This window comes from Paraburkholderia sp. RL17-368-BIF-A, assembly GCF_046054045.1.
GTDB lineage: Bacteria > Pseudomonadota > Gammaproteobacteria > Burkholderiales > Burkholderiaceae > Paraburkholderia > Paraburkholderia graminis.
The window spans coordinates 76184-99426 of record NZ_JARESN010000016.1 but is presented as its reverse complement, the minus strand read 5'-3'; the positions used below and the strand labels follow the sequence as shown (position 1 = coordinate 99426).

Here is a 23243-nt window from a genome sequence, read left to right as displayed (position 1 = left end):
GCGTTATTTGTCGGCGGGCTCTTCAACGCCTGCCGCGCGCAGCGCTTCATGCAAGGTGCCGAAAATGCAGCTTGCGTCGACAATCGGCGTGATGCCGTGCCGATCCATGTCGGAGCGCAAATAGCGGTTCACGCGCGCAAAAATCACGTGGATGCCGCTACGCTTTAACGCAGTGCATAGCTCGCCGACCGAGCGCGCCGCCGAATAATCGAGGTCGGTAATTGCGCTTGCATCGATCACGAACCAGCGCACCTTCGTCGGCGCATGGTCGATCAAACGTCGCGTATCGTCGACGAAAAAGTGGTCGTTCGCATAGAACAGGTCGGCGCCGAAGCGATAAACGATCAGCCCCGGCGCGGTCTGTCTGCCGGGAACGGCGGGAACCGGCACCCACATGCCGTCGTCGCCGGGCTCGAGAATCATCGTATGCGGACGGTAACTATGGCGCACGTGCCGCAAGAGCGACACGGCGACCGCAATCAGAATGCCGTGCTCGACGCCGATCAGCACGACGGCCGCAGCCGTGAACACCGCGAGCGCGAATTCGCCCGGACTTTCGCGGCGAATCGCAAACAGCGTCTTGAGATCCACGAGCCCGACGGCGATCGTGAATACGATGCTGGCCAAAATGCAGCGCGGCAAATACTGCAAAAACCGGCTGAAAAACAGCAGCACCACGACGACCACCGCGGCGAACACGATCTGCGCAAACTGGCTGCGCGTGCCGGCGCGATCGGCCATCGCCGTCTGCGTCGGGCTGCCGTTCACGACGAACGCGCCTGAAAATGCTGCGGCTGCGTTGGCCGCCGCGATGCCCAAAAGATCCGCGTTGGTGTCGGCCACCTGATGATGCCGCTCGGCAAATACGCGGCTCGCCGCCGCGCTTTGCGCGACGATCATCACGAAGCAGGAAGCGGCGACCGGCACGAGATCGAGCGTCTGTTGCCATGTCACAGACGGCATGCGAAGCGGCGGCAGCCCGCCCGCGACCGGACCGAGCACTGCAATGCCGTGCGCGGCGAAACCGTACACATCGCTCGCGACGATTCCCCCGACGACGGCGATCAACGGCATCGGCACGCGCGGCCGCACGCGTTTGAAAAACAGCACGGACGCGACGACCAGCACCGAAACGGCCAGCGTCGGCCTGTTCAGTTGCCCCCACTCGCGCACGACTAGAACCAGTTGATCCACGCTGCGCGACGCGTGACCGGGCAAGCCGAGCATATCGCCCAGCATCGCAATGCCGACTTGCACGCCGACGCCCGCCAGAAAGCCGACCAGCACCGTGCGCGACAGGAAATCGGCGAGAAAGCCGAGCCGGAAAATGCGCGCGACGAACAGGAGCGCGGCGGTCAGCAATGCGACCATCGCGGCGAGCGACGCGTATTCCGCGCTCGAAACGGGCGCCATGCTCGCGAGGCGGCTTGCGAAGATGGTGGCGGTAGCGGAATCGGCGGCGACGACGAGTTGCCGCGACGCGCCGAAGAACGCGAACGCGATAAGCGGCAGAAAGACGGTGTAAAGCCCGGTAACGGCAGGCATGCCGGCAATGCGCGCATAGCCGAGCACTTGAGGAATATCCATCGACGCAAGCTGGGCGCCTGCGAGCGTGTCGCGCATCGCCGCCGCGCGGTTCAATGGAAGCACGCCCTTGAGCACGCCCGCGCGCGCCGTCCAATTCGCCAGAAAATCTCGCATACGCGATGCCGCCCCAGAGCCAGGTTATCGCGCATCGTGCCGCGACCCGGCACTGGAAAGCAAGGCCCGTGGGCAAATTGCCAACGGCTAATGCTAATAGCTAGTAGAAAACAGCTAATGGCTAACCCGGCCGGCAACGGAACTCACTTGCCGGCTTTGCTCGAACCCGCGACGTTGAAAATCAACGCTTGAAGTGACCTGTCCGCGGATCGACATGCCGCGCGAAACCGAAAAGCGCCGCAATGCAGATTGGACAGGCGATGAAGAAAACGGCCAACATCTCGCACCCCGTAACCATTTTTTGTTAGTACAAGTCTACGCGATAAGCCGGTGAATTAAATGAGGGAAAACAGCAAATCACTGTTGCCGACTATTACACCATTGTCAGGTAGCGGCGCTTTTTAGGCCCTGAAATAGGGCGTAAAACCGATGAACGTCGGATGAGCTGATCGGCGTGCAAGCCTTTGTTTGAAACCGCAAACGTTTCCGCCGCACTACACCTTGAACGCACCGCGATCGTACGCCTCGCAATACGCTTTCCAGTCCGCCGCGACTTGCGCCGCGCATTGCGTCGCGAGTTCGATCAACGGCGCCTGCCAGTCGGTGCGATTGCCGAACGCGATCAACTCATCCGCGATCGACGACTTCTGCCGCCCGCCGCTGCGCAAATGCGCCCATGCGCTCAGTTCGGCCATGCTGACGACGACGCCCTCCAGCCTCGGCAGTTTGCCGTCCCAGTCCTTCAACGCGACGCGGTCTTCCGAAGGCTGCAAACTGCGCAGCACGTACGAGCGCCGATTGAAATCGACCGCGTGCAGAAACGCCTGCGACACCGCCTGATTGCGCCGCTGAATCTCGACGACGCGCTCCGCCTCGCTTCGCCATGCGGGCTGCGGCGTGCGCATATGCGGTACGACTGAAGAAGGCAGCGCTTCTTTAAGGTCGATCAGATAGTTGCCGTCCGGCGAGCCCTTGCCTTCGACGAGAATCACATAACGGTCCACGCCGAGGCTTCCTGTACCCGCGATCCGGCGTGCGACGTCGAGCACGCGATAAAAGCCCGGATCGGTCTCGCCCGCAGCGAACCGCTGCATGAACTGCGTGATTGCGGCACGTCGCTCATCGCTCACGGGCAGCGCTTTCTTGCCGTCCACCTTGAGCGTGCGCGTCTTGCCTTTGAGCGTGGTGCGGCGGTCCAGATGCGCGGCGCGCGTGCGGCTCGCCAATCCATCGAACAGATCGCGCACCATGCCGGACGATGTCTCGCGTTCGACCCAGCGCGCCTTGCCGAGCGCGAGCGCCGCGCCATATGCGTGCACGGCCGTATGACACAGCGCGAGCGCCTGCGCGCGGCTCAGCTTGAGGTCGGCGGCGCCGACCAGCACGCTCGTCAGCAAACGCACGAGTTCGTACAGATTCGGCGCGAGGCACGCTTCATCAAAGTCGTTGTTGTCGAAATAGACGAGGCGGTTATCGGCCTTGTAGCTGCCGAAATTTTCGAGGTGCATGTCGCCGCAAATCCAGACGGGCGGCGCATCGTCGAGTAGCGCCTGTTGCGGCAGGCGCTCATAAAACAGATGACATGTGCCGCGCAAAAACACGAAAGGCGACGCACACATCGCCTTGTATTTCATGGCCAGCCGTTCGGGATCGCGCCCGGCGTTAAAGCGCGCGATAGTCTCTGCGATGTCGATCATCTGGTTTCCTTGCAAGCGGCGTGGCGTGCAGTCCTCACGCACCTACGCCGTCGGCGCGCCGAACTTCTTACGATACGCTCCGGGACTCGTCAGCGCGATGCGCCTGAAATGCCGCCGCAACGATTCCTCGGAGCCGAAGCCGGCGAGTTCCGCGACGCGCGCCATCGGCAGCGCGCCCTGCGCTTCGAGCAACTCACGCGCGATGGCGACGCGCTCGCGCACCAGCCATTCGTACGGGGCCATCCCCGTCGCGTCATGAAACTGGCGTTGCAGCGTGCGCGGACTCATCGCCGCGCGTTCGGCGAGCGAGCGCAGCGTGTGCGGCAACGCGGGATGACCGCGCACCCAGTCCATCAGCCGCGTGAGGCGTCCGCTTTCGTCGTGCGGCACCGGGCGCGGCACGAATTGCGCCTGGCCGCCCTCGCGATGCGGCGCGACCACGAGCCGCTGCGCGACCCGGTTCGCGACCGCGCTGCCATGATCGCGCCGCACGAGATGCAGCAACATGTCGAGCCCCGCCGCCGATCCCGCCGACGTGATGATCTGCTTCTCGTCGACATAGAGCGCGTCCGGCTGCACGCGCAGATGCGGATAGCGCTCCTGCAATTTCGCGGCATAACGCCAGTGCGTCGTGACGGTCTTGCCGTCGAGCACGCCCGCGGCGGCCAGCACGAACACGCCAGAACAGATCGAACAGAGGCGCGCGTCGCGGCGATGCGCGGCGCGGATCTTCTTCAGCAACGGCTCGGGCGGCAGTTCATCCACATGACGCCAGCCGGGTATCACGATGGTGTCAGCGCGATCCAATAGCCTCAGCGTGTACGGCGCGGCGATCGTGATGCCGCCCGCCGCGCGGATGGGTCCAGGCTCCGCGGCACAGACCGCGAAGCGATACCAGTCCACGCCGAGTTCCGGGCGTTCGAGCGCGAACAGTTCGGTCACGCAGCCGAATTCGAAGGTGCAAAGCCGGTCATAGGCCAGCGCGACGACAAGATGATTGTGCATGGCGTGATGTTACCGCTCCGCCCGCGAACGCGGCTGCTTCAATGCGCGCTTTCAGGCGGCCGCGGCCGCATTCAGGTCGAAGCCCTCGTCGAGCCAGCCGGTCACGCCGCCGATCATGACTTTGACCGGACGCCCGAGTTGCGCGAGCCGCATCGCACCACGCGTCGCGCCGTTGCAATGCGGGCCCGCGCAGTAGGTCACGAACAACGTCTCGGGCGGATAGCCGGCGAGCTTCGACGCCACGATCTTGCCGTGCGGCAAATTCAGCGCGCCGGGCACATGGCCGCGCGCGAACAACGCGGGACTGCGGACGTCGAGCAACACGAAGTCGGCGGCGTTCGGGCCGTGTGCCATCGCCGAGTGCACATCGGCACAATCGGTTTCGAAGGCGAGCGACGCGCTGTAATGCGCGAACGCAGCGGCGCTGTCGGCGGCGGGTATGGCGGATACTTCGGACATGTCTGGCTCCTTCGCGTGTTTGAATGGAGACGATTATCCTGACGCGGCCCATCAGGCGACAGTGGCCATATCGACAACTTCCGGCAACATCACGCCACGGCCATTGCATCGCGGTTCGTCGATTGGGCGCGCCGCGTCCGGTCAGCTTGCAACCTCCGCTGTGATCGCTGGCGAACTGATCGCGGCTCCGGCTCTCGATCTAATTGCGTGCACGGCTCCTACAAAAACTCGGGGCAGCCACGCTTTGCGATCAAGCGTATGCTGGGTTCCACTTCTATATATAAGAGACCTGCTCGTTGCCGTGCCGCAGTGCACGAACGAGTCGTTCAGCGGGCTGTTCCGCAACTGGAGGATGACATGCTGGTTGGCGTACCCAAGGAAATAAAGAACCATGAATACCGGGTGGGACTGACGCCGTCGTCGGTCCGCGAAATGGTGGCGCACGGTCACACCGTTACGGTCGAGCAAGGCGCGGGAAGCGGCATCGGCGCATCGGACGCCGTCTATGAAAAAGCCGGCGCGACGATCGTCCCACGCGCGGAAGATGTATTCGCCGCGGCCGAGATGATCGTCAAGGTGAAGGAGCCGCAAGCCGGCGAGCGCGCCATGCTTCGCGAAGGCCAGATTCTTTTCACGTACCTGCACCTCGCGCCCGACCCGCAACAATGCGCCGATCTGATCAGGAGCAAGGCCGTCTGCATCGCCTATGAAACGGTCACGCAGGCCGCCGGCGGCTTGCCGCTCCTTGCGCCGATGTCGGAAGTCGCCGGCCGCATGTCGATCCAGGCGGGCGCGTATTGCCTCGAGCGCGCGCATGGCGGCAAGGGCATCCTGCTGGGCGGCGTCGCGGGTGTGCCGTCGGCGAAAATCGTGATTCTGGGCGCGGGCGTGGTCGGCTCGAATGCGGCGCAGATCGCGGTGGGAACGGGCGCGCAGGTCGTCGTGATCGACCGCAATCTCGACGCGCTGCGGCGCATCGACCGGCTGCTCGGCGCGCGCGTCATGACGGTGTTTTCGAACCAGGACAACGTCGAAAAGCATGTGCTCGAAGCCGATCTCGTGATCGGCGGCGTGCTGATCCCCGGCGCGGCCGCGCCGAAACTCGTGACGAAAGCGATGGTTGAAGCGATGCAGCCCGGCTCCGCAATCGTCGACGTGGCCATCGATCAAGGCGGATGCTGCGAGACCGCGAGGCCGACCACGCACGCGGACCCGACATACATGGTCGGCGACGTGGTTCACTACTGCGTCGCCAACATGCCGGGCGGTGTGCCGCGCACTTCGACCTACGCGCTGAACAACGCGACGCTGCCTTTCGCGCTGCAGATCGCCGACAAGGGCTGGCGCAAGGCGTTGCAGGACAACGCGCATCTGCGCAATGGCCTGAACGTCGCGTTTGGCAAGGTGACGTGCAAGGAAGTGGCCGAAGCGCTCGACTACACGTGGGAAGCGCCGGAATCCGTCATGACGATGTGACGCGGCGGCTGAGGCCGCTGCCGGCGGCTTAGCATGCCGCCGGCAGCGGTTGAATTGCTCCGTGGCTCTCGTTGCCGATACCGCCGGCAACGGGAGCGGCTCGCTCGCCGCGGCGCGCGATGTCACGACGCCGCGTCAAACACGCGTGATCCAACATAAACACGCGGCTGTGCGCCATCACGGTCCATCTACCGCTTACTCGACATGCACCTTCACATGCTCCGGCCGTCCCGCTGCATAACCGAACCACGCCGCCACCACGCAAACGCCCGCGCACAACGCAGCGAGGCTGTACAGCGAGCCGGTTGCATGCAACAGCGACCCGGCGATGAACGGTCCGCATGACGCGATCAGATAGCCGATTCCCTGCGCCATGCTCGACAGTTGCGCGGCGACATGCGAGTCGTACGAACGCAATCCGATGACGGTCAGCGCGAGCGTGAACGACGCGCCCTGCGCGATGCCGAGCAGTAACGCGAACATCCACATGATCGGGAAAGGCCCGAAGAAGCAGCCCATCAGACCGAGGCCGGTCAACAGCAGCGCAGCCACGTTCACCACGCGCTGATCCCGCAGACGCACAAGCAGGAACGGCAGCAGCAACGACGCCACCGCCTGCGTGACGACGCTCAGCGAGAGCATGAACCCGGCATCGACGGCGCTCATGCCGCGCGTGCGAAGCACCGTCGGCAGCCAGCCGAACACGATATACGCCAGCGACGATTGCGAACCCATGAACAGCGTGACCTTCCACGCGAGCGGATCGCGCCACAAGCCGCGCACGACGTGCACGCGTCTTCCCGCATGCACGGCTTTGGCAGGCAGATTCACGCCCCACACGAGCGTCGCCAGTGCCACAGGCAACGACCACAGCGCCAATGCCCACGCCCACGCGTTGCCGCCCGCGCCGTCGAACAGATGCGCGATGGCATTGGCCGCCGGCACCGTGGTAGCGGCTGCCGCAGCGGCGCCCGCGCACATCGCGGCGCTGTAGACTCCGGTCATCAGCGCGACGTGATGCGGGAAATCGCGCTTGACCACGCCCGGTATCAGCACATTCATCAAACCGATCGCAAAGCAGGCCACGATCTGGCCGACATACAGCACCTGCCATGCGGGAACCACACGCAATGCGGTGCCGATAGTCAGCAGCATCAACAAAGCCAGCAACGCGCGTTCGCTGCCGAGGCGCCGCACGAGCATCGGTGCAAGCGGGCCGAATAGACCGAAGCATAACGACGGCAACGTGGTCAGCACGCTTGCGCCGGTGCGCGACAGGTTCGTCGCCCGCACTGCTTCGAGCAGTATCGGACCGACGCTCGTGATCGGCGTGCGCAGCGAAAAAGCGATCAGCGCGAGGCTCGCGGCGAGCGCGATGCTGCGAGCGCGCGAATCGTGCGGAGGAGCGTCCGCGACCGGCCGCGCGGTGCCGCGGCGTTCAGTCGATGCAGTTGCAGCGTCTGCCGCCGCACGCTGGGAATGATCGGAAGGGTTGGGGGCGGTCATCAATGAGGCGGTTGTGGGGTTGCCTGCCATTGTATTCGGCAAAGCGCTGGGCAGCGGGCATCCGGCATCCGCCATACCGCAGATAAGGCATTAGGTATCGACGCGCGACGGCGCCCGGCAGCGCACGCGCAAGGCCAGCCGCGGCAATCGCTAACATATTGAAAATTAATTAAATAAACGCGCCGAATGGTCGATAACTAGTTCAGCCGCTTTTCCATCGCGGTTGGACTTCACATGCAGAGCTCATACAATCCCTGGCTGGTGGCAATGTCGTTTGTCGTGGCGACGCTTTCGTCGTACACGGCACTCGATCTGACCGCCCGCATCTTCGTGCTGGCGTCGCCGCGGCTGCGGCACGTCTGGCGTATGGGCGGCGCGGCGGCGCTCGGCGTCGGCATCTGGTCGATGCACTTCGTGGCCATGCTCGCGTTTTCCCTACCGATTCCGCTCGGCTACGATTTCGCGGAGACCGCTTATTCGCTCGCGCTCGCCATCGGCGCGTCATATCTGGCGCTCTGTCTGACCACGCGCGCGCGGCTGACGGTCGCGCGCCTGATCGGCGGCGGCGCGTTCATGGGCCTCGGCATCGCCGGCATGCACTATAGCGGCATGGCCGCGTTGCGCATGTCGCCCGCCATTAGCTATCGGCCCGTGTGGTTCGCCGCCTCGCTCGCGATTGCGATCGGCGCGTCCACCGCGGCGCTGTGGATGGCGCGCGCCCTCAGCAACGACGACGAACAGTATGTGCTGCGCAAACGCTGCGGCGCGGCGCTCGTGATGGCGATTGCGATCAGCGGCATGCACTACGCCGCGATGGCCGCCGCCGACTTCGCGCCCGGCGCGATCTGCGGCGCGGCGGCCGGCGTGAATGCCGCGTGGCTCGCGACGTCGGTGATTCTTTTCACGTTCGCGATTCTCGTCGTGACGTTGCTGCTGTCGCGCTTCGACGCGCGCACGAGTTTCCTCGTCGGCGCGTTGTCGAAGCTCAACGGACAGATCGTGCGCCTCGCCACGCTCGACACGCTGACGGGCCTGCCGAACCGCGCCACGCTGACCGAGCGCATCGAGCGGGCGATTCATGCGGCGCGCCGTCAACGGTCGCTCTTTGCGATCCTCTTCATGGATCTCGACGGCTTCAAGACGATCAACGATTCCCTCGGCCACTCAGCGGGCGATCAGGTGCTGTCCGCGTTCGCACAGCGTCTGCTCGTCTGCGTGCGCGCGGGCGATACGGTCGCGCGCCTCGGCGGCGACGAATTCGTCGTGCTGTCCGAGAACCTGGCGTCGCGCGACGACGCCGCCACGCTCGCGGAAGGCGTGCTCGAACGCATGCGGCACGACACGTGGGCCGATTCGCAGCCGCTGCAGGTGATGCCGAGCATCGGCATTGCGTTGTTTCCCGAGGACGGCGATACCGTCGACACGCTGCTCAAGCACGCGGACGCCGCGATGTACGAAGCGAAGCGCGCCGGGCGCAGCACGTATCGGTTCTTCGAACGGAGCATGAACGAAGCGGCGATGCGCACGCTGCAGATCCAGAACGCGTTGCGCGATGCGCTTGCCGAACATCATTTCACGCTGCATTTCCAGCCGAAATTCGACGGCAGCAGCGAGTCGCTCGCGGGCGCCGAAGCGCTGATCCGCTTGCACGATCCGCAACTCGGCACGCTCGCGCCGCTCGAATTTATTCCGATCGCCGAACGTTCGGGGCAGATCGTGCAGATCGGCTACTGGGTATTGCGCGAGGCATGCCGGCAAATCAGGCGCTGGATCGCGCAAGGGCTGCCGCCGATCAAGGTGGCCATTAATCTGTCGCCGCGCCAGCTATTGCAGGCCGATCTCGTGCCGACCATGCTCGAGATCGTGAAGACGGAAGGCGTGAAGTGCGATCAGATCATGTTCGAGATCACCGAAACGGTCGCGATGCAGGACGCGCCCCGCACCATCGACATGCTTCGCGAGTTCCAGGCAAGCGGCTTTGAAATCGCCATCGACGATTTCGGCACCGGTTATTCGAGCCTCGCGTATCTGCAGCGTTTTCGCGTGAAGCAACTGAAGATCGACCGCTTCTTCACGAACGGTCTCGACGCGCACGGCCCGGAAGGCAGCGCGATCGTTTCGGCGATCATCGCGCTTGCGCATTCGCTGGAAATGGATGTGGTCGCGGAAGGCGTCGAAACCGAGTCGCAAATGCACATGCTAAAGGCGATGCGCTGCGATGAAATGCAAGGCTTCCTGCTCGGCAAGCCGTTGACCGGCGAAGCCTTTGGCGATCTGCTGCGAGGACGGACAATGACCGCCGACGCCTGCTGATTCGACACGCGTCAAATGTGAGTGAAATGCGCGAGAAAAGTTATTCCGCCGTAGCCCGACCCGACGATAAACAATAAAAGCTGCACAGGTGCTGGAGACTTCATGAGATTCGATGTAGCGACGTTTACCGCGTTGTGGCTAATCACGTTTCTGTGCTGCGCACTGATCGCTACCGTGCTTGCGCGGATGTTCGCGCAAGTGAGCGCGTTCCGCTTCTGGGCCGCCGCTTTTTATCTGCTCGCGACCGCTTCCGCATGCTTCGCGTTGCATCTGACATGGCGTACGGATCTGCTGCTCTTTGCAACCGCGGCGCTCGCGCTGCAAAGCCGCATCCTGCTCTGGGCCGGCACGCGTAAATTGTTCGGTGTCCCGGTTTCGTGGCGCACCGCGATTGTCGTGATCGGCGCATTCTGCGTGTTGTATGGCGGGGCGTTGTTGCTCAAGCTGCCCATGCTGCCGCGCGCCGTTCTGCTCGCGCTGTTCTTTGCGCCGTATCGCGCCGCCACGCTCTATGAGGTATGCCGCCGACGTCGTCCGCAACTCGGTCTTGCGCGGACCATCGTCGCGATCGGCGCTGCTATCGCGACGCTCAGTGCCATCGTGCCGCTCATGCTGGTGCTGCTCGACCGCGCGAATCTCGCGTTGCTGCTCGGCAATCCGCAGACCACGTCGGCGGTCTACGCGGTCGTCTTCGCGGGCGACGTGCTGCTCGCGAGCGGCCTCATGGTGCTGGCGTTCAAGCTCCTGATTCTCGAACGCGACATGCTCGCGACGCTCGATCGCAGCGCCAGTCAACGGCTCGCCGTCGTGCGAAATATGCGGGGCATGACGGGCTCGAATGCCGCTCACGATTGTCTGACGGGCGCCGACGAACCCACGCAACGCTGCCCGCTGCCAGGCGCGGTATGAACTTCAGTGCCTTATTGCAGCACGTTATTACGCTTCGTTGAGCGCCATCGAGTTCGATTCGCGTCCGGCGTCGAGCATCGACGTGAGCGGTGTCGGCGCATTGCCTCCGTCGCGCCGCGTGAGCTTGCCGTCCACCGACGCGCCGCAATCCATGCGCAATTGCTGATAGTAAATGTTGCCTGTCACATGCGCGTTGGCCTGCAACTCGACGAAGTGATCCGCTATCACGTCGCCGACAATCTTGCCGTTGACCACCACGTCGTAGCCATGCACGTTGCCTTCGATCGAACCGCGGTCGCTCAGCACGAGCAGCGTCTGGCCGCCGGGCTCGCCGCTGACATTGCCCTTCACGTGGCCGTCGAGACGCAGGCCGTTGGTGAACTGAAGATCGCCGACGATGCGCACGTCGTGTGCAATCAAGGTGGCAAGCTTGGTTTGCTGAATGCCTGCGGCTTTTTTCTTGCTGAACATACGGACTCCGGAAAAAAATGGGTGACGCGAATCACGCGCGGCGGCGCGCCTAGCGTCGCGGCGCTGCCCTGCTCTGGCCGCGCAGGAACTGCAACTGGTCGTTGAGCCGCGCGACTTCCGCAGCGGCGCTGTCCGCCGTTTTCTGCACCGACGCGCGCGCGGCCGACTCTTGCGCCAACGCGAGGCGCGCACGAGCCAGTTCGGTCTCCTCGGCGCTTTTATCGGCAGGAACCGGCAGGCATTGCCTGAGCGGCAGACCGGCGCGCCAGGCGTCGGCGGCGATCACCGCGGCCGCGCCGGTCAGCGCGCTCAGCCCGCAGACAAGCGTCCACGCGACGATGCGAACGCGCAGCGGGCGCACGGGTGCGAGTGCATAAGCGCCATGCGCCACACGGCTTGCGTCGCGGGAAAGAAAGCGGTCAGCCATGAGAAGGAGGCGCGAAAAGCGCGAGATAAGCCGCGGGATCGACGGGCGCGCCGTTGACCAGCACTTCGAAATGCAGATGCGGGCCGGTCGAGCGTCCGGTCGAGCCGACATCGGCGATGTATTGGCGCGGCAGCACGAGGTCGCCGACATGCACGACGATGCGCGACGCGTGGCCGTAACGGGTCATCAATCCGTTGCCGTGATCGATCTCGACCGCATTGCCATAACCCGACTTCTCGCCTGCGAAGACCACACGCCCACCCGCGGCGGCGAGAATCGGCGTGCCTGTTTTCGCGACCAGATCGAGGCCCGGATGAAAACTCAGCCGATGTGTGAAGGGATCGGTGCGGTTGCCGAACGGCGAACCGAAACGCGCGCCGTCGGCGGGCATGCGGCCGGGGAACGCGGCGTACGCGACCGCGTGTGCCGCCGTCTGCTGCTCGAGCGCGCCGAGCGTCGCGGCGATGCAATTGAGTTGCTCGCCGGTGCGCTCGGCGTCGAGGCGCGCGCCGAGGTATCGCGGCGCGTCGACGCAGCGTCGTGGCGGCAACGAAGGGCCGCCCTCGCCTTCGCTGTCGGTGGCCGATGAATCGCCGCTCGACGCGGGCAGCGTGGGAGAAGCGCCAGGCGAGGCGCCAGGCGAAGCGGCCGGCGAGGCAACGGGCGCGAGCGGCGCTGGGCGCGGCGTATTCAGACGGGTTTCGAAGTCACGCAACGCACCCACTTGCGCGGTGAGGCGCGCAATGCGCGGCTCAATCTGCGCGACCGACGCGTTGAGCTTGCCGAGCTGGTCGATTGCGTAATCGCGCTCGATGCGGTTCGCGCTTTGCATGCCGGAGACGCCGCGCGCGGACCAGTACTTGCCGATCGCAATGCCGGCCGCGAGTGCGAGCACCGCAGCGGCAAGCGCGGCGCCGAGCGCGAGCGCCGTCGCCGAACGGCGCGTGATCAGTCCCACGGAACCGCTGGAGAGCCGGTCGCACGCGCGAAACACGAACGCCATCAGCACGCTCCCCGGCGCGAGCGGCATGCAGCTCGCCGCGCACGGCGCGTGAGCGGCACATTCAGGACAAACACGAATCGGACGAACTCGACTGACTGCATGCGGCATCCGCCGGACGGATGCCGGCGGCGATAATCGATAGAGGGCGCCGATTATCGCTTCATCGCCGAAAGTAGCATCTCAAATATTAGGGGCGCATCTCGCTGCGCAGTTCGCCGCGTGGTTTGCCGCGTGGTTCGCCGCTCCGCTCACGCGCGCTCTAACGCGGCGAGACGCTGCGCCAGGATTTCGCTCGCACGCGTCATCGGCAGACGAACTTCGTCGCGGATCAGCCCTTGCAGCGCGAGCGATGCCTTCACCGGCGCAGGATTCGGTTCGGCGAACAACGCGTGAATCAACGGCACGAGCGTGTGAAAAATGCGCCGCGCTTCGTCGAGCGCGCCTGCCGCGAGCGCGCGATACAGCGCGACGAAGCGTTCCGTGCGCACATGCGCCGACGCCGCAATCGCGCCGCTGCCGCCCATGCACAGCGTGTTGAACATCTGCAGGTCTTCGCCCGCGAGCACCTGCAAGCGGCCGTCGCGAATCAGCGCGAGCGTGGTGTCGAGGGAACCGGCGCAATCCTTCACCGCCTCAATCCGCGGATGCCCGGCGAGCGCGAGCAATGTGTCGAGTTCAAGCCGCACGCCGGTTCGCTGGGGAATGTCGTACAGCACGACCGGCTTGTCGCTGGCATCGGCAAGCGCCATGAAATGACTGACGATGCCGGCCTGCGACGGCCTCACGTAATACGGCGCGGCCATCAGCACGCCGGCGATCGGCAGCGAATTTAGCTCTTGAATGCGCTCGCGCATGCTCGCGGTGTTGTTGCCCGATACGCCGACGACCACGGGCAACGGCGCATCCTGCGCCGCTTCCAGAATGGTCGCCAGCACCGCGTCCTGTTCCGCGGCGTCGAGCGCGGCTGGCTCGCCCGTCGTGCCGAGCGCCACAATCCCCGCGACATCCGCGTCGGCATAGCGGCGCACGAGCGCGCGCAACGCGGCGTGATCGACCGCGCCGTCGGCGAAAGGCGTGATCAGCGGAATCCAGATACCCGAAAAAATAGACATGTCTTTCCTCTTGCGTCGATGAGCGACCGTATCGATTCCGGCAGCGTGCGAAGGAGAAAGACAGGAAGGACCGCCGAAGCGCGTGGTCCGCTGTTCCGTCGCATCTGACGGAACAGCGTGCTCCGGTCAGATGAGCGGCTGTTTTTTGGCTTTGGCGCTGAACTCCAGGCTGCATTGCTCGACGCGCGGCGCGTTCGAGAGCGAGCGGCGCGCGCGGCGTGCGGCCGCCGCGTCTGCGAAGGCAGAACGAAGCGCGGTCGACGGGCAGAGTCGGAGAAGTTGGCCGGAGAGCATGAAGCGCAGTGTAACCGCGCCGCGCGCAGCTTGGCAAAGCGCATCTTGAAATTGCTTGACTTCTATCGCGGGCAAATTAATATACGCATCGCGTATATCCGGCGCAGCCACTCCGACAGACAGGTGCCTTCATGAGCGTCCCGCAACAAGCCTTCCTCCGCGACGCCATGCGGCGTCTGAACATGACGCGCGAGACCTTCGCGGGCCGCATCGGCGTGTCGCGAAGAGCGCTGGATACGTGGCTTCTGCCGGACGACTCGCAGGAATCTCGCGCGATGCCGGAGATTGTCGAGCGATTCGTGTCCGAGATTGTCTTGCATGGCGAGCCGGGCGAAAAGTATACGCAGAGCGTAGATTCGCAATCGCTCGCGAGCCAGATGCTGTGGGAGGGCAAGCCGCAGTTGCTGTCGGTCGATCAGTTCTCGCGCGACTCGGTGGAAGCGCTGTTTCGCGTCGCCGACATCATGCAGCCCATCGCGCGGCGCCGAAAAATCTCGCGCGTGCTGGAAGGCGCGGTGCTCGGCAATCTGTTCTTCGAGGCCAGCACGCGAACCCGCGTGAGCTTCGGCGCGGCCTTCTGCCGGCTCGGCGGTTCCGTCTGCGACACGACCGGCTTCACGTTTTCGTCGATGGCCAAGGGCGAGTCGATCTACGACACGAGCCGCGTGATGAGCGGCTACGTCGACGCGCTGGTGATCCGCCATCCCGAGCAAGGCTCGGTGGCGGAATTCGCGCGCGCGACCAACGTGCCGGTGATCAACGGCGGCGACGGCCCCGGCGAACATCCGAGCCAGGCGCTGCTCGACCTCTACACCATTCAGCGCGAATTCTCGCGGCTCGGCAAGATTGTCGACGGCGCGCATATCGCGCTTGTCGGCGACCTCAAATATGGGCGCACCGTACACTCGCTCGTCAAGCTGCTGGCGCTCTATCGCGGCATCAAGTTCACGCTGATATCGCCGCCCATGCTGGAAATGCCGGGCTATATCATCGAGCAGATTTCGCGCAACGGGCATGTGATCGAACAGACTCACGATCTGCCGAGCGGGCTGCGCGGCGCCGACGTGGTGTACGCGACGCGCATTCAGAAAGAGCGTTTTACCGACGAATCGTTCGAAGGCTACACGCCCGACTTCCAGATCAATCAGGCGCTGGTGGACAGCGTGTGCGGCACCGATACGCTGATCATGCACCCGCTGCCGCGCGACAGCCGGCCGGGCGCGAACGACCTGAGCGTGGACCTGAATCACGATTCGCGGCTTGCGATTTTCCGGCAGACCGATAACGGCATCCCGGTGCGGATGGCGATATTCGCGGTGCTGCTCGGCGTCGAAAAACTGGTTCAGCATTCGATGCGCGACGCGGCCTGGCGACCGCCCGCCTATCTCGGACCGGACGACGCCGTGTTTCATGGCATCGACTGAAGCTGCCTCGGCAGCTTAGTTCGGTAACCGAAATAAAGCACGGCAGTGCTGCGGCAACACATCAAGCTATCGCACTGTTGCCGTTGCGTCTGAAACCGGCCGCAAAAAACTGCACCTGGTACTGCACTGCATTCGCCCAGTACTTCCACGTATGGCCACCGGGCCGCTCGGCATACCGATGCGGCACGCCAAGCTCGACGAGCCGCGCATGCAGCATCCGGTTCGAGTGCACGAGCGAATCGTTCGTGCCGCAGTCGATCATCAGCGCCATGTGCGCGCTCGCGAAGCTGCGCGCGTGTTCGACAATCGCCTCGCTGTTCCAGAAGTCCGCGTGCCGCGCCGGATCGCCGAATACCTGATCGATGCCCGGCTCGTCCTCGCAACCGCGCGGATCGACCGCGCCGCTCATGCTGCCGGCCGCGCCGAATTCGTCCGGCCGGTCGAGCGCGATATGCAGCGCGCCGAATCCACCCATGCTCAAGCCGGTGATCGCGCGCGCGTCTTTGGTTGCAATCGTGCGGAAATGCATGTCGATGTAGGCAACGACTTCGGTGCCGACATAAGTGGCGTAACGGCTACCCGCATCGACGGGACTGTCGATGTACCAGCTTTCGCGTCCGCCGTCCGGCATCACGAGGATCACGCCGTAGCGGTCGGCGAGTCTGCCGATAGGCGAATTGGCGGTCCAGTCGGTGTAGTCGCCGCCCGAGCCGTGCAACAGATAGACAACCGGGAAGCGGTCGGCCGCGTTGCTGCGCGCATAGCGGTCGGGCAACACGACTGTCGCTTCCAGAGACTTGTGCATGGCCGCGCTCGGAATGGTCACGACACGGGACTGGAACGCCCATGCGGGAGCGGCGGCAAGCAGCATCGCGATCAGCCAGACAAGACGTGCTGTACTCATATTCGTCGCTCTCCCTTCTACATGTGCGGACAACACAGTCGATGCAGCAGCGGCTCTGCATGCGGGGCGGCAAATTCCAGCGACGACTCTAGCAACGGCGACTTACAGCCAAATTTCAACGAACCCTACGATTCGCCTCACTCCATGCGCGACGCATGCATCGGCAACATGCGCGCGCGATCCCGCTATTTGACATGCACGCTCAGGCCCTCGCGGCCCGGCGCGATGTCGTCCTTCAGCGTCAACTCGGGAATCAGATAATCGCCGCCGTTCTGCGGACGGAACGGTATCGGCGCGGTATTCCAGAGATTGTCCAGACGCTTGCCGAGCGCATCGCGTACTTCAAGATATTTTTCTTCGTCGATGCGGCTCGTGCGATACACGACGAACGGCGGCAGCACGTCGAAGCCGGGGTAATAGAGAATGCCGTGCTGGATCGGGAACAACACATCGTCGATGGGACCATTGATGCCGCGCGGACTGTAGTGCGATTCCCAGCCGCCCGTGGTGACGACGAGCATCGCGCGCTTGCCGGCTAACATGCCTTCGCCGTAGCGGTCACCCCAGCGCGCATCGGAATGCTCGCCCACGCCGTACGCGAAACCATAGGCGTAGACGCGCTCCACCCAGCCCTTCATGATCGCGGGCATCGAGAACCACCACAGCGGGAATTGAAAAATGACCGCATCGGCCCATTTCAGCTTCGCCTGTTCCGCGGCGATGTCCGGGCTTTGCAGTCCATTCTCGAATGCATGCTTCGACGCGCGCGACGGGTCGAAGCGTTCGCCTGTTGCAGGCGCGAGGCTATCGGCTGCATCGAGTGGCGCCTTCCAGTTCATCGCATACAGATCGGAGACCTGAACCGCGTGCCCCGCTTCCTGCAGGCGCTTGACGGAGAAGTCCTTCAGCGATCCATTCAACGACCGCGGTTCAGGATGAGCATAAACAATCAGAACGTTCATTTTGCGTTGCCTTGATTCATGTGGGAATGCACCCACGATAGTGGCCGGCGCGGTATATTGGAAATGAATTGCTGATATGACAGGTATAGCCGTGAATAATCTGCGCAAGCTCGACCTGAATCTGCTCGTCACGCTCGACGTACTGCTCGCGGAACTCAACGTGACGCGCGCGGCGGAGCGGCTGAATTTCTCGCAGCCGTCAGTAAGCGTGCATCTCGCGAAACTGCGCGACGTGCTCGGCGATCCGCTGCTGCTGCCGGGGCCGCGAGGCATGCGCGCCACCGCGCGCGCCGAGGCGCTGCGCGAGCCGTTGCGGCAGGCGCTCGAAGCATTGGAGCAAGCGGTCGCGCCCGCGCGTCCTTTCGACCCGGCGCAGGCGACGCAAACCTGGCGCATTGCCGCGACGGACTACGCCGAGTCGACGATCGTTCTCCCGGCGTTGCAAGGGCTGCGCACCGCAGCGCCCGGCACGCGGCTGGCAGTCGTCGAAGCCGTGCCGCCGCGTATTGCGAAACAGGCGGAACAAGGCGAGATCGACCTCGGCTTTCATACCAGCGAAGACGCGCCCGCCGGCTTGCGGCGGCGCGTGCTGTTTGCCGAGCGTTATGTGCTTGCCGGACGCGCGGATCATCCGCGTCTCAAACGGCGGCCCACGTTGGCGCAGTTTTCGAAGCTCGAGCACGTGATCGTGTCGCCGGACGGCGGCGGCTTTGCCGGCGTCACGGACCAGGTTCTGGCCCGCGCCGGTCTCACGCGCAGAGTCGTGCTTTCCGTTCCGCACTTTCTGTTCATGATCTCCGCGCTCGCGAACAGCGACCTCGTGGCGATGGTGCCCGCGCGGCTCGTCCGCGATAACGCTGCGTTACGCGTGGTCGAGTCGCCCGTCGAAGTCCCCGGCTATGAAATGGCGATGCTATGGCATGAGCGCTCGCATCGCGATCCGGCCCATCAGTGGTTGCGCGCGCATATTGCCGGTTCGGTTTGATGAAGCGTCATGCGCTGGCTAACTCTGGCCGTCAACGTGACCATCGCCGCGGCCGATCACATCCAGCTTCGCGAGAATCTCGCCGCTCAGTGTCAGGCTGGCCGCCGCCAGGTTCTCGCGTAGATGCGCGACCGACGAGGTGCCCGGAATCAACAGAATGTTGGGCGCGCGCTGCAGCAGCCAGGCGAGCGCCACTTGCATCGGCGTCGCCCCGATGGTTTGCGCGATCTCCGTCAAAGCCGACGACTGGATCGGCGTAAAGCCGCCCAGCGGGAAAAACGGCACATAAGCGATGCCTTTATCCGCGAGTTGATCGATCAGCGCGTCGTCGGTGCGGTGCACGAGGTTGTAGTGGTTCTGCACGCAGACAATCTTCGCGATGCGCTGCGCCTCGGCCACTTGCGCCGGCGTCGCGTTGCTCAGGCCGATATGGCGAATCAAACCGCGCTGCTGAAGCTCGGCGAGCGCGGTGATCTGCTTTTCGATTGACCCTTCGCTCGGCGCGTGCACGTCGCCCATCAGCCGCATGTTGACCACTTCGAGCGCGTCGAGCCCGAGGTTGCGCAGATTGTCCTGCACGCCGCGCTCCAGATCCTGCGGCTCCTGCGCCGCCAGCCACGCGCCGTCGCTGCCGCGCACCGCGCCCAGCTTCGTGACGATCACGAGATCGGCGGGATACGGATGCAGCGCCTCGCGAATGAGCTGGTTGGTGATGTGCGGGCCATAAAAGTCGCTGGTGTCGATGTGATTCACGCCTTGCGCCACCGCCTCGCGCAGCACGGCAAGCGCGGCGTCGCGATCCTTCGGCGGGCCGAACACGCCCGGTCCCGCGAGCTGCATTGCGCCATAGCCCATGCGCCGGATCTGGCGGCCGGCGAACGGAAAGGTATCGGTGATTTCGAGGTTCGGCATCAGGCTCTCCTTGCTGGTAGTTGAAGCGCAGTATGGCCGGGATTGCACCGTTTAATAAAGCGGGCTAACGTGCACGGGTCGTGCAAAAAAACGAACAATCAAAAACGAACCATCGCCATGGAATTAAACGACCTGACCGCGTTCATCTCGGTCGCACGCGCGGGCGGCTTTCGCGACGCGGCGCGCAGCAGCGGCGTTTCCGCTTCGAGCCTGAGCGTCGCCGTGCGCCGGCTCGAAACAAAGCTCGGCTTGCGTCTGCTGAACCGTACGACGCGCAGCGTCGCGCCGACCGAAGCAGGCGTGCGTCTGCTGGAAAAGCTGACGCCGCTTTTCAGCGAAATGGAAGCGGCGCTCGACGTGCTCAACGGTTTCCGCGAGCAGCCGAGCGGCACGCTCAAACTGAACGTGCCCGCGAGCGCCGCGCGCATCCTGTTGCCCGATATCATCGCGCCGTTTCTGAAAGCGTATCCGGACATACGCGTCGAAGTGTTCGTCGAAGACGGCTTTGTCGACGTGCTTTCGATCGGCTGCGATGCCGGCATCCGTTACGACGAACGGCTCGAGCAGGACATGATCGCCGTGCCCATCGGTCCACGCGTGCAGCGCTTTGCGACGGCTGCCGCGCCGGACTACCTCGCGCTTCGCGGACGCCCGCAACATCCGCGCGAGCTGCTTTCGCACGCTTGCCTGCGCGGTCAGTTTGCCGGCGGCGCGATGCCGACCTGGTACTTCGAGCGCGACGGCGAAGTGGTGCAACTGAATCCATCCGGGCCCCTGCTCGTGCGGCCGGGCGCAGCAATGGACCTGCTGATCAACTCGGCCGTCGCGGGCGTCGGCGTGATCCATCTGTTCGAACCCATGCTTCGGCCGCATCTCGACAGCGGTGCGCTCGAGCCGATTCTCGAACCGTGGTGGCAGCGCTTTTCCGGACCTTTTCTGTATTATCCCGGCCACCGTCATGTGCCGGCGCCGCTGCGCGCATTCGTCGATTTCCTGAGGGACCGCAACGCATGACGTGACCGGCCCGCAATTTCGACGCCACGCCGCCGATTTGCGGTGATAATGGGCTGCCGCCATTGCAGCGACGCACTTCCCAAAACCTGATCGACCGCGCCATCATGAACGACAAACGCGTTAGCCCGCTGCGCAACTTCGCCGGTTTCATCCGCGCCGAGCGGCTCCGACTAACAGAGCAATGGATGAACGCGGTTTTCGGCGACGCCGACCTCGTGGAAGCCGACAAGCTCACGTATCAGCAACTCGCCGACCATCTGCCGGAAATTCTCGAAGGCTTGTGCGCGGCGCTCGATATTGAAGACCTGGAAAGCGTCGAACCGGCCATCGAACGCGATGCCCGAAAGCACGGCCTGGTGCGCTGGCGCCAGGGCTATCGCATCGAAGAACTCGTGCGGGAACTCGACCTTTTCCACCAGGTTCTCGCCGATGCACTCGAAGACTACGCGTCGCGCGACGGCACATTCACGCGCCGGCATGAGCGGCGCGCGCGCCGCATGATCGCCGAAACGCTGAGCGTCGTCACGCTCACGTCGATCAGGGAAGTGGTCAGCGAACGCGACCGCAAGATCGACGAATACACCGGGCGGCTAGAACGCGCCAATCACGAACTCACGCTGAAGCAACGGCTCGTCGGCGAATTGTACGAGTCGCGCATGCACATCACGCGCAGCGTGGTTCACGATCTGCGCAACTTCCTGAACGCGTTTTCGATGGCGCTGCAACTCATCGCCCGCGCGCCCGCGAAAGCCGACACCGCGCTGACTCTGGCCAACCGGCAGGCAGAGGACATGAAGGCGCTCGTCGAGCAGATGGTCGAGTACTCGGTGATACTCGGCGACGGCGCGCCGTTGACGCCCGAACAGGTCGATCTGCATGAACTCTTCGAGGAACTGGTTGCGTCGTCGCGGCCGTCCATCGAGGCAAAGGGGCTGACGCTGCGCTCCGCATTCGATCCCGCGCTGCCCGCCGTGACGTCGAACCGTTTGAAGCTTAAGCAGATCGCCGTGAATCTGCTTACCAACGCAATCAAGTACACGCAATCAGGACAGGTCGAGTTGCACTTTGCGATGGCCGGTCCGGAGCATTGGTCGATTCGCGTGTCCGATACCGGCGTGGGCATCGCGCCCGCCGACGCGGATCGCGTCTTCCACGAATTCGAGCGCGCGGCGGACGACGACATTCCCGGCACCGGGCTCGGACTCGCCATCGTGAAGGAACTGTGCCGCGTGCTGGGCGGACACATCGAGTTCGTGTCGCGCGAGGGCGTGGGCACGACGTTCACGATCCGCTTTCCGTTGACGCTCGAGGAGGAGCGGTTGCAGAACTAACAGCACCCGCCACCGCGGCTACGGAAAATAGCGGCCGAATTCCGTTGACAGAGCGTGCGGCAAAACGGCACACTCGATTCATGTTCACGCACACCTCCATCGCCGTCGCGATTAATCACCCGAAGCGAGCCGTCATCGGCTGGCCTTTGGGAGCATGTGCGCGTTAGCAGTCTGAATCTGTAAAACAAGCCCCCAAGGCCCCGCCGGTAACGGAAGGGGCCTTTTGTTTTGTGGGCGCCTCCGTCAGCCGGCTCTATAACGGAGAGCAAGATGGATCAGGCAAGCCCGCAGTGCATGGACGACGACGCACGTGTTCTGGCGTATCAGCAGAACGAGCGTCTGCCGAGGGTGGTGGTGCATTTCCCCGTCGCGCCTGGCGCGACGCTGACATGGCGCGTCGAAGCCGACAGCACGCTCGCGGTGAACGGCGCGCGTCTTTGGCTGACGCGCGTTAGTTCGCCTTACGATCACTGGTTGGTGCCGGGTCAAACGTTCAGCCTGCAGCGCGGCGAACGCATATGGCTCAGCATCGACGGCGAGCGTACGGCGCATGTCTCGCTGACTTATCTGTTGCCCGCACAGGGCTTGTTCAGGCGTTGTCTAAGCCGGCTCGCCCGCCTGGGCCTGGGACCGCCGACACCGCGTTGACATGCTTCGCGCGTGCGAAACACGCTCGCGAAAAGTGCAACGGCGCGATGGTCTCTTGCAGGCCATCGCGCCGCGCAAATACTCATGCTTTACCGAGCTGTGTCTTACTGCGTATCTTGCGGCGTGACCTCGACGGCCGCAGCGGAGACGAACACCGCATGGATCGTATCGCCCACTTTCACACCGGTCAGATCGACTTGCGGACCGGCTTCTAGCGTCTGCGTCTGATAGGCGCCGCGCAGCGTGACGAGGCGCCGTTTGCGGTCGATCTTCTGCACGGTGGCAAGCACTTCGACCTGGCGCGCCGATTCGAAGCCGCCCGAAGCCGGCGCATAAACCTGCGTATCGACACGTTCGCGAATGCCCTTGCCTTTGCCGTCGACCCGATCCGCCTTCACGAGCAGCGCGTTCTTGTAGAGCGCATCGACACGATCGCCGACTCTGAGCTTCTCGAAGCCGGCAACTTGCTGACCCACGAGCACGACCACCACGTTACCGCCTGCGCCCTTCAGCGTCAGCGCGCGGCTGCCGGGATCGATACCCACGATCGTAGCCTTCAGATGCACCGGCTGTACCGCGCTCACAATGTCTTGCGCGGCGCTCGCCATCGCGTCTTGCGCCCATGCCGGTTGAGCCGCCGCGAGCACCGCTGCTGCCAATGCCGCTGCAATCGTCGCTGACTTCATTTAC

At 64.2% G+C, this 23243-nt stretch carries 22 protein-coding genes; 8 read left to right on the top strand and 14 right to left on the bottom strand.

The window, feature by feature from the left end:
* Positions 1-3 precede the first annotated feature (3 nt).
* The 4 genes from P0D87_RS24555 to P0D87_RS24540 all read right to left on the bottom strand — a co-directional run bounded on the left by P0D87_RS24555 (position 4) and on the right by P0D87_RS24540 (position 4862).
* Positions 4-1701 carry a SulP family inorganic anion transporter gene (locus P0D87_RS24555; RefSeq protein WP_053859499.1) on the bottom strand — a complete coding sequence of 566 codons (1698 nt, stop codon included), beginning with the start codon at positions 1699-1701 and terminating at the stop codon, positions 4-6.
* 494 nt (positions 1702-2195) lie between these two features.
* Complete coding sequence (locus tag P0D87_RS24550; protein WP_053859500.1) at positions 2196-3398, bottom strand: DUF2252 domain-containing protein; 1203 nt, start codon at positions 3396-3398, stop codon at positions 2196-2198.
* A gap of 42 nt (positions 3399-3440) precedes the next feature.
* Entirely contained in the window at positions 3441-4403 is a 963-nt protein-coding gene (ftrA, locus tag P0D87_RS24545) for a transcriptional regulator FtrA (protein ID WP_053859501.1), read from the bottom strand.
* Between the two features lie 51 nt (positions 4404-4454).
* Positions 4455-4862, bottom strand: a complete 408-nt coding sequence (locus tag P0D87_RS24540; RefSeq protein ID WP_053859502.1) for a rhodanese-like domain-containing protein — start codon at positions 4860-4862, stop codon at positions 4455-4457.
* 357 nt (positions 4863-5219) lie between these two features.
* Between P0D87_RS24540 and ald the strand changes: the two genes are divergently transcribed.
* Positions 5220-6338, top strand: coding sequence for an alanine dehydrogenase (gene ald, locus P0D87_RS24535; protein ID WP_006049289.1), 1119 nt, complete (start codon positions 5220-5222; stop codon positions 6336-6338).
* Positions 6339-6533: 195 nt separating this feature from the next.
* Here the strand turns inward: ald and P0D87_RS24530 are convergent, their stop codons facing one another.
* Positions 6534-7844: an MFS transporter gene (locus P0D87_RS24530; RefSeq protein WP_307258826.1), complete on the bottom strand. Its 1311-nt coding sequence runs from the start codon at positions 7842-7844 to the stop codon at positions 6534-6536.
* Between the two features lie 234 nt (positions 7845-8078).
* On the opposite strand from P0D87_RS24530, the gene P0D87_RS24525 reads away from it, so the two are divergent.
* Positions 8079-10157: a putative bifunctional diguanylate cyclase/phosphodiesterase gene (locus P0D87_RS24525; RefSeq protein ID WP_053859503.1), complete on the top strand. Its 2079-nt coding sequence runs from the start codon at positions 8079-8081 to the stop codon at positions 10155-10157.
* A gap of 102 nt (positions 10158-10259) precedes the next feature.
* Positions 10260-11066, top strand: coding sequence for a hypothetical protein (locus P0D87_RS24520; RefSeq protein WP_171799999.1), 807 nt, complete (start codon positions 10260-10262; stop codon positions 11064-11066).
* 27 nt (positions 11067-11093) lie between these two features.
* Here P0D87_RS24520 and P0D87_RS24515 read toward each other — a convergent pair whose 3' ends face one another.
* From P0D87_RS24515 to P0D87_RS24495, 5 genes are all read right to left on the bottom strand, one after another.
* Positions 11094-11537 (bottom strand): bactofilin family protein, encoded by a 444-nt coding sequence (locus P0D87_RS24515; RefSeq protein WP_006049285.1) that lies wholly within the window; start codon positions 11535-11537, stop codon positions 11094-11096.
* Between the two features lie 49 nt (positions 11538-11586).
* Complete coding sequence (locus P0D87_RS24510) at positions 11587-11964, bottom strand: hypothetical protein (protein ID WP_053859505.1); 378 nt, start codon at positions 11962-11964, stop codon at positions 11587-11589.
* A complete protein-coding gene (locus tag P0D87_RS24505; RefSeq protein WP_053860758.1) occupies positions 11957-12967 on the bottom strand; it encodes a peptidoglycan DD-metalloendopeptidase family protein in 1011 nt (336 codons plus the stop codon). Before P0D87_RS24505 ends, P0D87_RS24510 begins: the two co-directional genes overlap by 8 nt.
* Before the next feature lie 248 nt (positions 12968-13215).
* On the bottom strand, positions 13216-14079 hold the full coding sequence (gene dapA, locus P0D87_RS24500; RefSeq protein ID WP_053859506.1) for a 4-hydroxy-tetrahydrodipicolinate synthase: 864 nt from the start codon (positions 14077-14079) through the stop codon (positions 13216-13218).
* A 126-nt stretch (positions 14080-14205) separates the two neighbouring features.
* Positions 14206-14484 (bottom strand): hypothetical protein, encoded by a 279-nt coding sequence (locus P0D87_RS24495; RefSeq protein ID WP_053859507.1) that lies wholly within the window; start codon positions 14482-14484, stop codon positions 14206-14208.
* 20 nt (positions 14485-14504) lie between these two features.
* Between P0D87_RS24495 and P0D87_RS24490 the strand changes: the two genes are divergently transcribed.
* Positions 14505-15797, top strand: coding sequence for an aspartate carbamoyltransferase (locus tag P0D87_RS24490; protein ID WP_006049281.1), 1293 nt, complete (start codon positions 14505-14507; stop codon positions 15795-15797).
* A 61-nt stretch (positions 15798-15858) separates the two neighbouring features.
* Here the strand turns inward: P0D87_RS24490 and P0D87_RS24485 are convergent, their stop codons facing one another.
* Together P0D87_RS24485 and P0D87_RS24480 are read right to left on the bottom strand one after the other, a co-directional pair.
* Complete coding sequence (locus P0D87_RS24485) at positions 15859-16701, bottom strand: alpha/beta hydrolase (RefSeq protein ID WP_053859508.1); 843 nt, start codon at positions 16699-16701, stop codon at positions 15859-15861.
* A 185-nt stretch (positions 16702-16886) separates the two neighbouring features.
* Complete coding sequence (locus P0D87_RS24480; protein ID WP_053859509.1) at positions 16887-17663, bottom strand: NAD(P)H-dependent oxidoreductase; 777 nt, start codon at positions 17661-17663, stop codon at positions 16887-16889.
* Positions 17664-17739: 76 nt separating this feature from the next.
* Between P0D87_RS24480 and P0D87_RS24475 the strand changes: the two genes are divergently transcribed.
* Positions 17740-18648, top strand: coding sequence for a LysR family transcriptional regulator (locus tag P0D87_RS24475; protein ID WP_006049278.1), 909 nt, complete (start codon positions 17740-17742; stop codon positions 18646-18648).
* Positions 18649-18666: 18 nt separating this feature from the next.
* Here the strand turns inward: P0D87_RS24475 and P0D87_RS24470 are convergent, their stop codons facing one another.
* On the bottom strand, positions 18667-19560 hold the full coding sequence (locus P0D87_RS24470) for an aldo/keto reductase family oxidoreductase (protein ID WP_053859510.1): 894 nt from the start codon (positions 19558-19560) through the stop codon (positions 18667-18669).
* Positions 19561-19677: 117 nt separating this feature from the next.
* Between P0D87_RS24470 and P0D87_RS24465 the strand changes: the two genes are divergently transcribed.
* The 3 genes from P0D87_RS24465 to P0D87_RS24455 all read left to right on the top strand — a co-directional run bounded on the left by P0D87_RS24465 (position 19678) and on the right by P0D87_RS24455 (position 22553).
* Positions 19678-20574 (top strand): LysR family transcriptional regulator, encoded by an 897-nt coding sequence (locus P0D87_RS24465; RefSeq protein ID WP_053859511.1) that lies wholly within the window; start codon positions 19678-19680, stop codon positions 20572-20574.
* Positions 20575-20678: 104 nt separating this feature from the next.
* On the top strand, positions 20679-21905 hold the full coding sequence (locus P0D87_RS24460) for a sensor histidine kinase (protein ID WP_006049275.1): 1227 nt from the start codon (positions 20679-20681) through the stop codon (positions 21903-21905).
* Between the two features lie 270 nt (positions 21906-22175).
* Entirely contained in the window at positions 22176-22553 is a 378-nt protein-coding gene (locus P0D87_RS24455) for a DUF2917 domain-containing protein (RefSeq protein WP_053859512.1), read from the top strand.
* Positions 22554-22657: 104 nt separating this feature from the next.
* Here the strand turns inward: P0D87_RS24455 and P0D87_RS24450 are convergent, their stop codons facing one another.
* Positions 22658-23239: a hypothetical protein gene (locus tag P0D87_RS24450; RefSeq protein WP_053859513.1), complete on the bottom strand. Its 582-nt coding sequence runs from the start codon at positions 23237-23239 to the stop codon at positions 22658-22660.
* Between the last annotated feature and the right edge of the window lie 4 nt (positions 23240-23243).